We start from the raw sequence: 15,015 nt of genomic DNA, 5'->3' as shown, positions 1-15,015 counted from the left end.
CCGGGGGTGGGGGGAGGCTGGGGTGAGTGGGCTTCCCGGGGGGCTGCGCCCCCGGACCCCCCGTTCGTCTGCGGACCGCCTGTGGCTGGTCGCGCAGTTCCCCGCGCCCCTAAAAGCGCCCCTTCGGGGCGCCCCCGAGATTGCCGCGCAGCGGCATTCAAGGGGCGCGGGGAACTGCGCGAGCAACCCCCACCGGCCCGCAGACAAACCCCGGGCCAAGAAATCAGCCCCGCCGTGCCCGTGTCACCGCCACCCCGCCCGCCGCCAGCAACGCCGCCGCCCCGCCGATCACGTACCGCGTCGGACCGCCCCCGCCCGTCTCCGCGAGCTCCGGGTCCGCGGCGAGCGTCTGGGGGCGTACGGACGTGCTCGATGTACGCGACAGCGGGCGCGGGGTCTCGCACGTGGCCTCCGCCAGCGTCACCTCGCCCTCCACCTCCGCCACGTTCAGCTTCAGCGGATTCACCGAGACCTTCAGGCGCAGGGCCGTCGCCGCCGCCGTGCGGGACGTCGTGCGGGACGACGACAGGTCGAGGGTCACCTCGCCCACCCCCGGCACCGCCACCCGCGTCGTCCCGCCCGTCGTCAGGGTCAGCTTCTTCCCCAGTACCGTCACCGCGCCCAGCAGGTTGGACGACGCCACCGGGCGCGCGCCCGCCGCGCAGACCGCCTTCGCGGTGACGTCCTGGACCTCCACCAGGGACAGCAGCGGCAGCCCGGGGACGTGCAGCCGGGCGTGGAGCAGGTGCGTGGCGCCCTCCGCCCGGTCCGCCGCCACCGTCGCCGTCGCGGTCGCCACGTCCGCCTTCAGGACGCTGACCGGCTGCCCCTTCTCCACACCGTCCAGCTTCACCTCCAGCGCCGTCTCCCTCGCCGTACGCGAACCGGCGGGCGCCCGGACCTCGTTGAGCGTGGTCTTCAGAGGGACCTCGATCGTCTTGTTGAGCAGGGAGACGTCGAGGCCGGTGCGCAGCACTACCGCGCTCGCCCTTCCCTCACCGCCCCCCGTCGCGTACGCCGGGACGGGCGTCGCCAGGGTCAGTGAGCCGAGCGTCAGCGCCAGCGCGGCCGAGGTGCGTACGGGCAGGCGGAAGTCGATGGTGTTCAAGGTGGTGGAACCCCCACGGGAGACATGAGCCGTCACCCCGCGCCCTCCCACGGGGACTCGTGGGACTCGGGTGAGCCAGGGGCGCGCCGATGACTTGGGACACCGGAATCTTTACGCACGGAGAGTGAACTCGCGTACACCTGGGGTTAGTTCACCCCACGGGGGGACCGACACGCCCTTCCGTTCGAGTTCAACCGCGTGTGCGTTCGTCCACGACGCCCCCGCCCCCGGTCCCGTGGCGTACGCCGGTGGTCCCCACCGGCGGTCGCGCCACCGCGCCGAAACGGCTACAACGAGCTCGTCCCCCGGACCGTCACCCTCCGCGTCAACTCCCCGCCCTCATCCCACGATCCGCCCGTTGAGGACGATCCGGCTCGGCGCCGCCAGTGCGCGTACGTCCGCCCGGGGGTCCTCCTCGTACACCACCAGGTCCGCCGGGGCGCCCTCCTCCAGGACCGGGCGGCCCAGCCAGGCGCGGGCGCCCCAGGCCGTGGCCGAGAGGGCCTCGACCGGGGGGATGCCCGCCTTGACCAGTTCCGCCACCTCCGCCGCGACCAGGCCGTGTGCCATCGAACCGCCCGCGTCGGTGCCGACGAAGACCGGGATTCCGGCGTCGTACGCGGCGCGGACCGTGTCGTAGCGGCGGGCGTGGAGGCGGCGCATATGGGCCGACCAGACCGGGAACTTGGCCTCCCCGCCGTCCGCGAGGTGCGGGAACGTGGCGATGTTGACCAGGGTCGGGACGATGGCGACGCCGCGCTCCGCGAACAGCGGGATCGTGTCCTCGGTCAGGCCCGTCGCGTGCTCGACGCAGTCGATGCCCGCCTCGACCAGGTCGCGCAGCGAGTCCTCGGCGAAGCAGTGGGCCGTCACCCGCGCGCCGAGCCGGTGTGCCTCGGCGATGGCCGCCTCGACCTCGCCGCGCGGCCAGCACGGCGACAGGTCGCCCACCTCGCGGTCGATCCAGTCGCCGACCAGCTTGACCCAGCCGTCGCCGCGCCGCGCCTCGCGGGCCACGTACGCGACGAGGTCGCCGGGCTCGATCTCATGGGCGTAGTTGCGGATGTAGCGGCGGGTGCGCGCGATGTGGCGGCCCGCGCGGATGATCTTCGGCAGGTCCTCGCGGTCGTCGATCCAGCGGGTGTCGGAGGGCGAGCCCGCGTCCCGTACCAGCAGGGTGCCCGCCTCCCGGTCCTGGAGGGCCTGCTTCTCGCTGGTCTCGTCGTCGACCGGGCCGTGCTGGTCGAGCCCGACGTGGCAGTGCGCGTCGACCAGGCCGGGCAGCGCCCAGCCGTTGACCGTGACCGCGTCCACCGCGCCCGGCGGGCGCTCGTAGGTGATCCGGCCGTCCACCGCCCACAGTTCGTCCCGCACCTCCTCGGGACCGACGAGCACCCGCCCCTTCACATGCAGCACCACGTGATCGCTCATGGTCAGCACTGTACGAGGCGCTGGGTAGGCTCGACCGGGTACACCCACCGAAGCACCGCGCACCCGCTGACGTACCGAACACCCGCTGACGTACCCGGCACACCCGATGACGTGAAGAAGGCACCGCTGTGACGCACCCGTTCCTCGACCTGGCCCCGCTGACCGCCGACCGCTTCGCGGCCATCGAGCGGCGGGTGGCCGCGCTGCTCGGCACCGGGCAGGACGTGGTGATCATGCAGGGCGAGGCGCTGCTGCCGCTGGAGGGCTGCATCCGGGGCGCCGCGCACCCGGGCTCCACCGCCCTGAACGTGGTGACCGGCCCGTACGGCCAGACCTTCGGCAACTGGCTGCGGGACTGCGGCGCCGAGGTCGTGGACCTGGAGGTGCCGTTCCACACGGCCGTCACCGCCGAGCAGATCGACCGGGCACTCACCGAGCACCCGGAGGTCGACTTCGTCTCCCTGGTGCACGCGGAGGCGGCGACCGGCAACACCAACCCGGTGGCGGAGATCGGCGAGGTGGTCCGCCGGCACGGCGCGCTGTTCATGCTGGACGCGGTCGCCTCGGTGGCCGCCGAGCCGCTGCTGCCGGACGCGTGGGGCGTGGACCTGTGCGTGATCGGCGCGCAGAAGGCGATGGGCGGCCCGGCGGGCGTCTCGGCGGTGTCGGTGAGCGAGCGCGCCTGGGCCCGGATCGCCGCCAACCCGCGCGCCCCGCGCCGCTCCTACCTGTCGCTGCTCGACTGGAAGGAGCGCTGGATCGACGGCGGCCGCAAGGCGCTGCTGCACGCCCCGGCGCAGCTGGAGATGCTGGCCCTGGAGGCGTGCGTGGAGCGGATCGAGGCGGAGGGGCTCGGCGCGGTGACGGCCCGGCACGCGTCGGCGGCGGCCGCGACCCGGGCGGGCGCCTCGGCGCTCGGCGGCGGTCTGGAGCCGTATGTGTACGAGGCGCGGGACGCGGCCCCGGTGGCCACGACCCTGCGCGCCCCCGAGGGCGTCGACGCCTCCGAGCTGGTCGCCAAGGCGCTGGCGTCCGACCCGGCGCTGCCGCTGATCGCGGGCGGCGGGGCGCTGGCGAAGGAGATGATCCGGGTCAACCACTACGGCGCCGATGCCACGCGGGGTGCGGTGCAGGGCTCGCTCGCGGCGCTGGGTGCGGCGCTGGGCGAGACGGGCCGGCGGGTCGATGCGGAAGCTGCCCGCAAGGCCGTTTCGGAAACCTGGTAACACCTTTACCGCAGATAAATAGCCGATTAATTCCAGTAAACGGGAAGCCGCTTTATCCAGAGCAGCTTCCCGTTTTCTTCTGCCCCGGCTTGTTGATCTCAAACACACGATCTCAACAAGGTTTCTCCGGCCCTCCGGCGGGTGTGATCGACTCCACAAGCGTGCCTTTTTGTCCGGGAATTACCGGACAAAAAGCCTTGCGCATGTGCCCGCGTGATAACACAGAACCGCGCGCCGCACACCCCCCACCGGGAATGCGATTTCGATTTCCGCTGGGTAAATTCCCTCCGCATGACCGCCGCACAGACCGTTGTCCATATCGACACCCCACGCGTCGAGGACGGCGCCGCGATCTGGCGTATCGCCCGCGACTCACAAGTCCTGGACCTCAACTCCTCGTACAGCTATCTGCTCTGGTGCCGCGACTTCGCCGCCACCTCCGTGGTGGCGCGCGACGCCACCGGTGAGCCGATCGCCTTCGTCACCGGGTACATCAGGCCCGCCCGGCCCGGGACGCTCGTCGTCTGGCAGGTCGCCGTCGACCGCGAGCACCGGGGGCGCGGCCTGGCCGGGACCCTGCTCGAAGCGCTGACCGGGAAGGTCGCCGACTCGCACGGGATCAGCTCCGTCGAGACCACCGTGACCCCCGACAACACCGCCTCCGACCGGCTGTTCACCGCCTTCGCCGAGCGGCGCGGCACCGCGCCCCGCCGCGAGGTCCTCTTCGACAGCGGCCTCTTCCCCGACGAGGGGCACAAGGCGGAAGTCCTCTACCGGATCGACCTGGGAGTACGACTGTGACCATCACCCCGCCCGCACTGAGCGTCTTCGAGGCAGTCGAGTCGGAGGTGCGCAGCTACTGCCGCGGCTGGCCGGCCGTCTTCGACCGCGCCCAGGGCGCCCGGCTCACCGACGAGGACGGCCACGAGTACCTCGACTTCTTCGCCGGAGCCGGATCGCTCAACTACGGCCACAACAACCCGGTGTTGAAACGCGCCCTGCTCGACTATCTGGAACGCGACGGCATCACCCACGGCCTGGACATGGCGACCACCGCGAAACGCACGTTCCTGGAGACCTTCCAAAACGTGGTGCTGCGCCCGCGCGACCTGCCGTACAAGGTGATGTTCCCCGGCCCGACCGGCACCAACGCGGTCGAGGCGGCGCTGAAGCTGGCCCGGAAGGTGAAGGGCCGCGAGTCGATCGTCTCCTTCACCAACGCCTTCCACGGCATGTCGCTCGGCTCGCTCGCGGTCACCGGCAACGCGTTCAAGCGGGCCGGGGCCGGCATCCCGCTGGTGCACGGCACACCGATGCCGTTCGACAACTACCTGGACGGGCAGGTGCCCGACTTCCTGTGGTTCGAGCGGCTCCTTCAGGACCAGGGCTCCGGGCTCAACAAGCCCGCCGCCGTGATCGTGGAGACCGTGCAGGGCGAGGGCGGCATCAACGTGGCCCGCCCCGAGTGGCTGCGCGCCCTCGCGGACCTGTGCCGGCGCCAGGACATGCTCCTGATCGTCGACGACATCCAGATGGGCTGCGGGCGCACCGGCGCGTTCTTCTCGTTCGAGGAGGCGGGCATCACCCCGGACATCGTCACCCTGTCCAAGTCGATCAGCGGCTACGGACTGCCCATGTCGCTGTGCCTGTTCCGGCCGGAGCTGGACGTGTGGGAGCCGGGCGAGCACAACGGCACCTTCCGCGGCAACAACCCGGCCTTCGTCACCGCGACCGCGGCCCTGGAGGCGTACTGGGCCGACGGCGGCGCCCTGGAGAAGCAGACCCGGGCCCGCGGCGAGCAGGTCGAGCAGGCCCTGATCTCGATCACCGAGGAGAACCTGGCCGACATCAAGGAGTACCGGGGCCACGGCCTGGTCTGGGGCATCGAGTTCCACGACAAGGCGCGGGCGGGCGCGGTGGCGCGGCGCGCCTTCGAGCTCGGGCTGCTGGTCGAGACGTCGGGCCCGCAGAGCGAGGTCGCCAAGCTGCTCCCGCCGCTGACGATCACGCGGGACGAGCTCGACGAGGGTCTGCGCACCCTCGCCCGCGCGGTCCGCGAAACGGCCGTCTGACCCGTACGCACACAAGTCACGCAAGAGGAAAGGGAGCAACTCACCGTGATCGTCCGCTCGTTGAAGGACATCGAGAACACCGAGCGCCATGTCCGCGCCGCCTCCGGCACCTGGGAGAGCAAGCGGATCGTGCTCGCCGAGGAGAAGGTCGGCTTCTCGCTGCACGAGACGGTGCTGTACGCGGGCACCGAGACCTCGATGTGGTACGCCAACCACATCGAGGCGGTGCTGTGCGTGGAGGGCGAGGCCGAGCTCACCGACCACGAGACCGGCCTGACCCACTGGATCGCACCCGGCACGATGTACCTGCTGAACGGCCATGAGCGCCACACTCTGCGCCCCAAGACCGACTTCCGCTGCGTCTGCGTCTTCAACCCGCCCGTCACCGGACGGGAGGACCACGACGAGAACGGCGTCTACCCCCTGCTGACCGAACCCGAGGAGGGCTGAGAAACATGCAGGACCTGTACCCCACCCGAGGCGCCACCGAAGTGGTGACCCCCCGTCAGGACCCCGTCGTCTGGGGGCCCTCCGCCGGGCTCGAATCGTACGAGAAGGACGGCTTCCTCACCGTCGACCAGCTGCTCGCGGCTGACGAAGTGGCCTTCTACCGCCGCGAGTTGGAGCGGATGATCGCCGATCCGGCGGTCCGCGCCGACGAGCGGTCGATCATCGAGCCGCAGTCGCAGTCGGTGCGCTCGGTCTTCGAGGTGCACCGCATCAGCGAGGTCTTCGCGGGCCTGGTGCGCGACGAGCGCGTGGTCGGCACCGCCCGGCGGATCCTGGGCTCGGACGTGTACGTCCACCAGTCGCGCATCAACGTGAAGCCGGGGTTCGGGGCGTCGGGCTTCTACTGGCACTCGGACTTCGAGACCTGGCACGCGGAGGACGGCCTGGCGAACATGCGGACCGTGTCCGTGTCGATCGCGCTCACCGAGAACCACGACACCAACGGCGGCCTGATGATCATGCCGGGTTCGCACCGGGACTTCCTGGGCTGCGCCGGGGCCACGCCGAAGGACAACTACAAGAAGTCGCTCCAGATGCAGGACGCCGGCACGCCGTCCGACGGGGCGCTGACGAGGATGGCGGACCGGCACGGGATCCGGCTGTTCACCGGCCGCGCGGGCTCGGCGACCTGGTTCGACTGCAACTGCATGCACGGCTCCGGGGACAACATCACCCCGTATCCGCGCAGCAACGTCTTCATCGTCTTCAACAGCGTGGAGAACGCGGCGGTCGAGCCGTTCGCGGCCCCGATCCGCCGGCCGGAGTTCATCGGCGCCAGAGACTTCACGCCGGTGGGGTGACCGGCCCCGGCCGGGGGGCCGGGGGTTGCCCCCGGGAGTCACAGCACGCCGGTGGGGTGACCTCCACACGGCCGTACGGTGATCGTTGGTACGGTCGGCGCATGGCTGATGACTCTTCACGAACTCCCGTCACCGCGGCCGATGTCGAGCACTCCGTACGGCTCTCCGTCACCGCGCTGCGGGCGGGGCTCGCCGCGGACTGGAGCGTGAAGGCGGGGTCACTGGAGTGGGACTGCTGGGAGACCGTCGAGCACCTTTCGGACGACCTCTTCGCGTACGCCGTGCAGCTCGGCCCGCAGCAACCCCCGCTCGACGGCGAGGTGCCGTACCTGTGGGAGGCGAAACGTCCCGGCGGGCCGCACAACGCGGTGCACGCGGACCGTACGGCCGGGCCCGCCGGGCTCCTGCAGACCCTGGAGGCCAGCGGCGCCCTGCTGACCGCGATGGTCCGCACGGCGTCCCCGGACGTCCGCGCCTACCACGGCTTCGGCATCTCGGACCCGGAGGGCTTCGCGGCGATGGGCGTCGTCGAGACGCTGCTGCACACCCATGACGTGGCGGCGGGCCTCGGGGTCACCTGGGCGCCGCCGGGCGGGCTGTGCGGCCGGGTCCTGGCGCGGCTGTTCCGGGAGGTTCCGGCGGATCCGGACCGGTGGCGCGTGCTGCTGTGGGCCACCGGCCGGGCGGAGCTGCCGGACCTGCCGCACCAGGACTCCTGGCGCTGGTACGGCGAACCGCTCAGTGACGCAGCCAGATCCTGAGCCCGCCGACCGGGGTGAACCCGGCGCGGACGGCGGCCGCGAGGTCGTCGCCGCTCTCGTAGCCGACCACGTCGAGGCCGGGCCGGTGCCGGGCGAGGGTTCCCAGGCAGCCGGCCCAGGCCGCGTCGAGGTCGCCGTCGGCCGCGAACAGGTTGGAGACGCCGACCACCGCATCGCTGCGGCTGGCGACGGCGCCCGCGACGATCCGGCCCGCCGCGTCCCGCGCCGCGAGGAAGGCGTGGGTGTCGTCGGCGAGCAGACCGGCCGGGAACAGACCGCCGCTGTCCCCGTCGGACCACGCCTGCTCCCACTCGGCCAACTCGGCTTCAGTACGCACCAGTTCCCACCCTCCCTCGCCCGCTTCGGGCGCGGGCCGGTGGATCCACTGGGCGTCGAAGAGGACCTCGAAGCCGTCGGCCGCGAGGTCCAGGGCGGCGAAGCTGTCCTTGACCGAGGCGCCCGGTGAGGCGTCGATCCGCTCCACGACCTCGCGCGGCCCGGCGCCCGGGTCGAGGGTCACCGCGTCGGGGTAGAGCGGCGGGGTGCGCCGGGCGCTGGCCCAGGCGCGCGGGTCCCATGCGCCGGTGATGCCGTGCGCGCGGCAGAGCGCCGCACACCACTCGGCGTTGTTGCGGGCGGCGGCGCGCACCCGTACGTCCTGCTCGGTGTCCATGGTCACGGCCCGATCCTCCCTCGCGGGACCGGGCCGTGACGAAGGGTTTTCGCCCGGGTCAGGCCACGACGGCCGCGGCGTCCAGCGCCGGGTAGTCGAGGTAGCCCTTGTCGTCGCCGCCGAAGAAGGTGGCCGGGTCGGGGGCGTTGAACGGGCCGCCCGTGCGCAGGCGCTGCGGCAGGTCGGGGTTGGCGAGGTAGAGCGCCCCGTAGGAGAGCAGGTCGGCGGTGCCGTCCTCGATGAGCGCGAGCGCGTCCGGGCCGGTGGGGCCGTCGGTGGCCGCGTTGAGCACGACCGTGCCGTTGAACAGCTTGCGCAGGGTCCCGGTGAGCTCGCGGTGCCCCGGCTCGCCCTCCAGGATGTGCAGATAGGCGAGCCCGACGGGCTCCAGGTCGCGCACCAGCGCGGTGTACGTGGCCTCCGGCGCGGGCTCGCTGATGTCGTTGTAGCCGTTTCCGGGCGAGATGCGCAGGGCGGTGCGGCCCGCGCCGATCTCGGCGGCGACGGCCTTGACGACCTCGACGGCGAACCGGGTGCGGGCCTCGTCGGAGCCGCCCCAGCGGTCGGTGCGCAGATTGGTGTTGGGCGCCAGGAACTGCTGGATGAGATAGCCGTTGGCGCCGTGCAGCTCGACCCCGTCGAACCCGGCCGCGACGGCGTTGCGCGCCGCCGACACGAACTGGCCGACGGTCTCGACGACCTCGGCGTCCGTCAGCTCGCGCGGGGTGACGAAGTCCTGCGGGCCCTCGTGCGTGTAGACCTTCCCGGCGGCGGCGACCGGGGACGGGGCGACGTTGACCAGGTCGCCGGGGAGCAGGTCGGGGTGGCCGATGCGGCCGGCGTGCATCAGCTGGGCGAAGATGCGGCCGCCCTCGGCGTGCACGGCGTCGGTGACCTCGCGCCAGGCGGCGACCTGCTCCTCGCTGTGCAGGCCGGGGGTGTCGGGGTAGCCCTGGCCGACGGCGGCCGGCTGGATGCCCTCGCTGATGATCAGTCCGGCGCCGGCGCGCTGGGCGTAGTACGCGGCCGTGGACGCGGTGGGCGAGTTGCCCGGGCCGTAGGCGCGGCTGCGGGTCATCGGCGCCATGGCGATGCGGTTGGGGAGGCGGAGGCCGGACAGGTCGATCGGGTCGAAGGCGGTGGTCATGACAGCTCCAGGGGACGTTATGTTGGTCGGCCAAGCAATCCGACGCGCTTCACTGTAACCCATTAATTGGCCGACCAAGGTAAAGTTGTGGCATGACCACGGACGCGCGCAGCCAAGACCCTCTCTGTACGGAGTTGTCCCGCACCCCGGGCGCGGCACGGGGAGGCCCGATCAGCCACGCCGTCTCCCGGGTGGCCCGGCTGCACCGCGTCGCCGCGGGCCGTCTGCTGCGCGCGACCGGGCTCTACGCGGGCCAGGAGATCTTGATGATGCACCTGTGGGACGCGGGTGCGGTGCGCCAGTCCGAGCTGATCAAGGCGCTGGAGCTGGACCCGTCGACGGTGACGAAGATGCTCCAGCGCCTGGAGCAGGCGGGCCAGGTCCGCCGCCGCCCCGACCCCACCGACCGCCGCGCCTCCCTGGTGGAGGCGACGGAGGCCAGCTGCGCCCTGCACGACACGGTCGAGGCGGCGTGGAACGACCTGGAGGAAAAGACCCTGGCAGGCCTGACCACCCCGGAACGAGCCGAACTGGCCCGCCTCCTGAACAAGGTGGAGGCGAACCTGTGCCCGATGGCGACGCCGGAGGACTGCCCGGGGCCCTGAGGGGTGCGTGATTCGTCTGCGGCCCGGTGGTGGGCTGGTCGCGCAGTTCCCCGCGCCCCTTAGATGCCGCTGCACGGCAATCCCCCGGGCGCCCCGCAGGGGCGCATTTAGGGGCGCGGGGAACTACGCGCTCAGCCCAGCACGGTCCGCACCCAAAATCCGGCCTTAAAGAGCCGCGCCCAGCACCTCCAACGCCCGGTCGACGTCGGCGGACGAGTTGTACAGATGGACGGCGAACCGCAGATTCCCGCCCCGGGCCCCCGCGTACACCCCGGCCCGCAGCAGTTCCGGCTGCACCCCACCAAGCTCTCGCACAGCGACGACAGCCGAATCCGGCGCGATCACCTGGTGCCCGAGCGCCGCGAGCCCCGCCCGCAAGCGCCCCGCAAGCGCCATGTCATGTGCGTACACAGCGCCGATCCCCACGGACTCCAGCATCGCAAGCGACTCCGCGGCGGCGTGGTACGACAGGAACGAGCCGGGCTCGTCGTACCTCCGCGCGCCACCCGCCAGGGCCCGCACCGGCCCGTAGTTGTCGGACAGATCCTCCGCCGCGAACCACCCCGAGTGCAGCGCCGCCAACCGCTCCTGCGCCTCCTCGGTCACCGTGAGGAACGACGTACCGCGCGGGCAGGCGAGGAACTTGAACCCGGCCGTGACCGTGTAGTCGTACGCGCCCGCGTCCAGCGGCAGCCACCCCGCCGACTGGCTGGCGTCGAGGAGCGTACGGGCCCCGTGCGCGGCCGCGGCGGCCCGTACGGCATCGAGGTCCGCGACCCGCCCGTCGACGGACTGGACTGACGAGAAGGCGACCAGCGCGGTGCCCGGCCGTACCGACTCGGCCAGCGACTCCAGCGGCACGTACCGCATCTTGAGGTCGCCGCGCGCCGCGAAGGGCTGCACCACCGAGCTGAACTCACCCTCGGGTGCGAGGACTTCGGCCCCGGCGGGCAGCGAGTGGGCGACGAGGGCGACGTGCACCGAGACCGACGAGCCGAGCGCGACCCGGTCGGCGCCGACCCCGGTGAGCCGGGCGAACGAGCCGCGGACGGCGGCGAGCGCGTCGAAGCTGCCCGCGCCCTCGCGGGTGCCCGCCGCGTTCTCCCCGGCGAGCCGCGCGATGGCGGCCACGGCACGCCGGGGCAGCAGGCCGCAGCTGGAAGTGTTCAGATACGTCGTCTCGGGCGCGAACGCGTCGCCCGACAAAGGTTCCAGGATCTCCATGATCCCACCCTGCGGTCCCCCCGCCCCGGGGTCAATCGACAAAAGGCGGAGGGAACCGTCAACGATTGCTTACGGGTTGGGCCGAAACGGGTGGCGCCACGCCCGTACGTGCGTCACGCGCGCGGGACCTCGCACCCGTCCGGGCCGCAGGACTCGGCGTCGGCCGCGGGGGCGCCGATCGTGGCGAGCACCGGGGCGTGCTCCTGCCAGGCCTGCTCAAGGGCCCGCGTGAACACCTCGGCGGGCTGCCCGCCGGAGATCCCGTACTTGCGGTCGACCACGAAGAACGGCACCGCACTGGCGCCGAGCGCGGCGGCCTCGGCCTCGTCCGCGCGCACCTCGTCGGCGTACGCGCTCCCGTCGGCGAGCACGGCCCGCGCCTCGTCGGCGTCCAGACCCGCCTCGACGGCCAGCTCCAGCAGGACCGCGTCGTCGAAGACCGAGCGCTCCTCGGCGAAGTTGGCGCGGTAGGCGAGGTCGAGCAGCGCCTCCTGGCGGCCCCGGGCCTTGGCCAGGTGGAGCAGCCGGTGGATGTCGAAGGTGTTGCCGTGGTCCCGGCCCTCGGTGAGGTAGCCCAGGCCCTCGGCGTGCGCGTTGGAGGCGACGTGCTCCTCCATGCCCCGGGCCTCGTCCAGGGTGCGGCCGTACTTCTCGGCCAGCATCGGGATCACCGGGCCGACCGCGTCCTTGGCGCGGTTCGGGTCGAGCTCGAAGGAGCGGTGCACGACCTCGATGTCGTCGCGGTGGGCGAACTCCGCCAGGCCCTTCTCGAACCGGGCCTTGCCGATGTAGCACCACGGGCAGGCGATGTCGCTCCAGATCTCGACGCGCATGTCACTTCTCTCCGAGTAGTTTGTGTCACTTTCAAGTATTCAAACGTACGGGACGGGGGAGGCATTCCCGACACGTTCCCCCAGATCAGCCCACAGCTGCCGCGGCCGGCTCCAGCCTGCTGAACGTGGCCCGGTACGAGCTCGGGGTCAGACCGGTGCGCCGGACCAGATGGGCGCGGAGCGAGTCGGCGCTGCCCAGGCCGCTGGCCTCGGCGATCTGGTCCATGCCGAGCGCGGTGGTCTCCAGGAGCTCCTTGGCCCGCTCGATGCGCTGGTGCAGCAGCCACTGGAGGGGGCTGACCCCGCTCTCGGCGTGGAAGCGGCGGGTCAGGGTGCGCACGCTGACGCCCGCGTGCCGGGCCAGGTCGGTGAGCGTGAGCGGCTTGTCCAGGTTGCGCATCGCCCAGCCCCGGGTGTCGGCGCAGGCCACGCCCCGCTCGGCGGGCAGCGGGGTCTGGGTGAACTGGGTCTGCCCGCCGGGCCGCACCGGGGCGACGAGGGCGGCCCTGGCCACCTGGTTGGCGACGGCGGCGCCGTAGTCGGTGCGGATGATGTGCAGGCACATGTCGATCCCGGCCGCGTATCCGGACGAGGTCATGACGTTCCCGTCCTCGACGTAGAGGACGTCGCCCTTGAGGTCGAGGGCCGGGTAGCGCCGGCGCAGCTCCTCGGCGAGCTCCCAGTACGTCGTGGCGCTGCGCCCGTCGAGCAGTCCGGCCTCGGCGAGGACGAAGGCGCCGCTGCAGATGGAGGTGATCCGGCGCCCGTCGGCGGCGGCCCGGCGGACGGCCTCCACAGTGCGCGGATCGGGTACGTAGCGCTGCCCCGTCCCCGCGATCAGGACCGTGTCGGCGTCCGCCACGGCGTCCAGGCCCCGGCCCACGTACAGGTCGAGCCCGCCGGTGGTGGCGACCGGGCCCGGCTCCGGGGTGCAGACGGTCAGCTCGTACCCGGGGGCGCCGTCGATCTCCACCTTGGCGAAGAGCAGCTCGGGGATGGCGAGGTTGAACATCGACACGGGGGAGGGCGCGATGACGACGACGCGGTGGGGGGCGGACGGCCGGTCGACGGCCTGCCGGTCGGACTTCATGGCCAGAACCTCCGGATGCATGGCATTCAGGCCACTACTGTAACCGGCGGCGGCTCGTCAGGCTGAGGGCATGTCACCCAACGCCGTACGCCGATCCGTCCCCGAAGCCGAGCAGTTGACCACCGACGGGTCCGCGGGGCACAGGCCGCCCCGCTCCCCCTCCCCCGGCCTCACCCTGGCCGCCGCGCTCCTCGGCTTCGCCCTGATCACGCTGGACGCGTCCGTGGTGAACGTGGCGCTGCCCGCGATCGGCTCCGACCTGGGCGGCGGGATGTCCGGGCTGCAGTGGGTGGTCGACGCGTACACGCTCGCCTTCGCGGCGCTGATGCTGTCGACCGGCGCCTTCGCGGACCGGATCGGCTCGGCCCGGGCGTACGCGCTCGGCACGGTCGTCTTCGTCCTCGCCTCGGCCGCCTGCGGTCTGGCCCCGGACCTCGGGGTGCTGATCGGGGCCCGGGTGGTGCAGGGCGCGGCCGCCGCCGTGGTGCTGCCCGCCTCGCTCGCCCTGGTGCGCCAGGCGTACGCGGATCCGGCGCGCCGGGCCCGCGCGGTGGCGCTGTGGGCGGCGGGCGGTTCGGTCGCGGTGGCGCTCGGCCCGGTCGCGGGCGGGGCGCTCACCACGGCGTGGGACTGGCGGGGGATCTTCTTCATCAACCTCCCGCTGGGCCTGGCGGCCCTGGCCCTGACGACCCGTGCCCCGCGCTCGGAGCGGCGGCCCGCGCCGCTGGACCTGCCGGGGCAGCTGACGGCGGTCGTGGCGCTGGCAGCGCTGGCCTTCGCGGTGATCGAGTCCGGCCCGGTCCGCCTGGCGGCGGCCGGGGTGGCACTGGTCTCCGGCGCCGCCTTCCTCCTGATCGAGTCGCGCGCGGCCCATCCGGTCGTCCCGCTCGGCCTGTTCCGTACGCCGACGGTCGCGGTGGCGGTCGCGGTCGGCGCGGCGGCGAGCGTGGCGTTCTACGGAGTGATCTTCGTCTTCTCTCTCTACTTCCAGCGGGTACGGGGGGAGTCGGCGCTGGTGGCGGGGCTGATGTTCCTGCCGATGACGGCGCTGATCCCGGCGACGAACGTCCTGTCGGGCAAACTCGCCACCCGCTACGGCCCGCGCCGCCCGATGCTGCTCGGCCAGTTGGTGGCCCTGGCGGGCCTGCTCCTGCTCCTCGTCCCCTCCGAGCACACCCCGCCCCTCCTGGTCGCCTTCCTCCTGATCCCCCTGGCCCTCGGCTGCGGCCTGGCGGTCCCGGCCCTGACGGCCGCGATGATGGAGTCCCTGCCGCAGGAGCGCGCGGGCCTGGCGGCAGGCGTACTCAACGCGGCCCGCCAGGTCGCGGGGGCACTGAGCGTGGCGATGTCCGGGGCGCTGGTGACGGGGGGTTTCATACCCGGGATGCGGGTGGGGCTGGTGGTGGCGGCGGTCCTGTTCGGGGGGACGGCGGTGGCGACGGGGCGGTTGAGGTAGTTCGCGCAGTTCCCCGCACCCCTGAATGCGCCGATGCCGCGCAGCGGCATTTCAGGGGCGCGGGGAACTGCGCGACCAG

At 72.5% G+C, this 15,015-nt stretch carries 14 protein-coding genes and 1 pseudogene; 8 read left to right on the top strand and 7 right to left on the bottom strand.

Annotated features, from left to right (window positions below):
* Positions 1-223: 223 nt before the first annotated feature.
* Both QIY60_RS22290 and QIY60_RS22285 read right to left on the bottom strand, forming a co-directional pair.
* Positions 224-1,108 (bottom strand): SCO1860 family LAETG-anchored protein, encoded by an 885-nt coding sequence (locus tag QIY60_RS22290; protein ID WP_283144032.1) that lies wholly within the window; start codon positions 1,106-1,108, stop codon positions 224-226.
* 339 nt (positions 1,109-1,447) lie between these two features.
* A complete protein-coding gene (locus tag QIY60_RS22285) occupies positions 1,448-2,539 on the bottom strand; it encodes an amidohydrolase family protein (protein ID WP_283144031.1) in 1,092 nt (363 codons plus the stop codon).
* A 128-nt stretch (positions 2,540-2,667) separates the two neighbouring features.
* Here QIY60_RS22285 and QIY60_RS22280 point away from each other — a divergent pair, with 128 nt between their 5' ends.
* The 6 genes and pseudogenes from QIY60_RS22280 to QIY60_RS22255 all read left to right on the top strand — a co-directional run.
* Positions 2,668-3,765, top strand: a complete 1,098-nt coding sequence (locus tag QIY60_RS22280; RefSeq protein ID WP_283144030.1) for an aminotransferase class V-fold PLP-dependent enzyme — start codon at positions 2,668-2,670, stop codon at positions 3,763-3,765.
* Positions 3,766-4,056: 291 nt separating this feature from the next.
* Positions 4,057-4,566 (top strand): diaminobutyrate acetyltransferase, encoded by a 510-nt coding sequence (gene ectA / locus QIY60_RS22275; protein WP_283144029.1) that lies wholly within the window; start codon positions 4,057-4,059, stop codon positions 4,564-4,566.
* The gene (gene ectB / locus QIY60_RS22270) at positions 4,563-5,837 is read left to right on the top strand and encodes a diaminobutyrate--2-oxoglutarate transaminase (RefSeq protein ID WP_283144028.1); all 1,275 of its coding nucleotides are present in this window, start codon (positions 4,563-4,565) and stop codon (positions 5,835-5,837) included. Before ectA ends, ectB begins: the two co-directional genes overlap by 4 nt.
* A gap of 45 nt (positions 5,838-5,882) precedes the next feature.
* A complete protein-coding gene (locus QIY60_RS22265; RefSeq protein ID WP_283144027.1) occupies positions 5,883-6,287 on the top strand; it encodes an ectoine synthase in 405 nt (134 codons plus the stop codon).
* Between the two features lie 5 nt (positions 6,288-6,292).
* Positions 6,293-7,147 (top strand): ectoine hydroxylase, encoded by an 855-nt coding sequence (gene thpD, locus QIY60_RS22260; RefSeq protein WP_283144026.1) that lies wholly within the window; start codon positions 6,293-6,295, stop codon positions 7,145-7,147.
* Between the two features lie 116 nt (positions 7,148-7,263).
* Positions 7,264-7,908, top strand: a pseudogene (locus QIY60_RS22255) (VOC family protein); the annotation flags it as partial.
* On the opposite strand, the gene QIY60_RS22250 reads toward QIY60_RS22255, so the two are convergent.
* Positions 7,886-8,581: a hypothetical protein gene (locus QIY60_RS22250; protein ID WP_283146035.1), complete on the bottom strand. Its 696-nt coding sequence runs from the start codon at positions 8,579-8,581 to the stop codon at positions 7,886-7,888. The pseudogene QIY60_RS22255 and the gene QIY60_RS22250 overlap by 23 nt on opposite strands.
* A 58-nt stretch (positions 8,582-8,639) precedes the next feature.
* Positions 8,640-9,728, bottom strand: coding sequence for an alkene reductase (locus QIY60_RS22245; RefSeq protein WP_283144025.1), 1,089 nt, complete (start codon positions 9,726-9,728; stop codon positions 8,640-8,642).
* Positions 9,729-9,820: 92 nt separating this feature from the next.
* Between QIY60_RS22245 and QIY60_RS22240 the strand changes: the two genes are divergently transcribed.
* Positions 9,821-10,333, top strand: coding sequence for a MarR family winged helix-turn-helix transcriptional regulator (locus QIY60_RS22240; RefSeq protein WP_283144024.1), 513 nt, complete (start codon positions 9,821-9,823; stop codon positions 10,331-10,333).
* A 165-nt stretch (positions 10,334-10,498) separates the two neighbouring features.
* On the opposite strand, the gene QIY60_RS22235 is transcribed toward QIY60_RS22240, so the two are convergent.
* From QIY60_RS22235 to QIY60_RS22225, 3 genes are all read right to left on the bottom strand, one after another.
* The gene (locus QIY60_RS22235) at positions 10,499-11,557 is read right to left on the bottom strand and encodes an aminotransferase class V-fold PLP-dependent enzyme (RefSeq protein WP_283144023.1); all 1,059 of its coding nucleotides are present in this window, start codon (positions 11,555-11,557) and stop codon (positions 10,499-10,501) included.
* Between the two features lie 113 nt (positions 11,558-11,670).
* Positions 11,671-12,390, bottom strand: a complete 720-nt coding sequence (locus QIY60_RS22230; protein ID WP_283144022.1) for a DsbA family oxidoreductase — start codon at positions 12,388-12,390, stop codon at positions 11,671-11,673.
* An 85-nt stretch (positions 12,391-12,475) separates the two neighbouring features.
* Positions 12,476-13,402 (bottom strand): helix-turn-helix domain-containing protein, encoded by a 927-nt coding sequence (locus tag QIY60_RS22225; protein ID WP_283146034.1) that lies wholly within the window; start codon positions 13,400-13,402, stop codon positions 12,476-12,478.
* Between the two features lie 148 nt (positions 13,403-13,550).
* Between QIY60_RS22225 and QIY60_RS22220 the strand changes: the two genes are divergently transcribed.
* Positions 13,551-14,936, top strand: coding sequence for an MFS transporter (locus tag QIY60_RS22220; protein WP_283144021.1), 1,386 nt, complete (start codon positions 13,551-13,553; stop codon positions 14,934-14,936).
* The last annotated feature ends 79 nt before the right edge of the window (positions 14,937-15,015 follow it).

This window comes from Streptomyces sp. BPTC-684, assembly GCF_030028635.1.
GTDB lineage: Bacteria > Actinomycetota > Actinomycetes > Streptomycetales > Streptomycetaceae > Streptomyces > Streptomyces noboritoensis.
The sequence above is the reverse complement of the archived record's forward strand: the minus strand, read 5'-3'. Positions and strand labels throughout refer to the sequence as shown.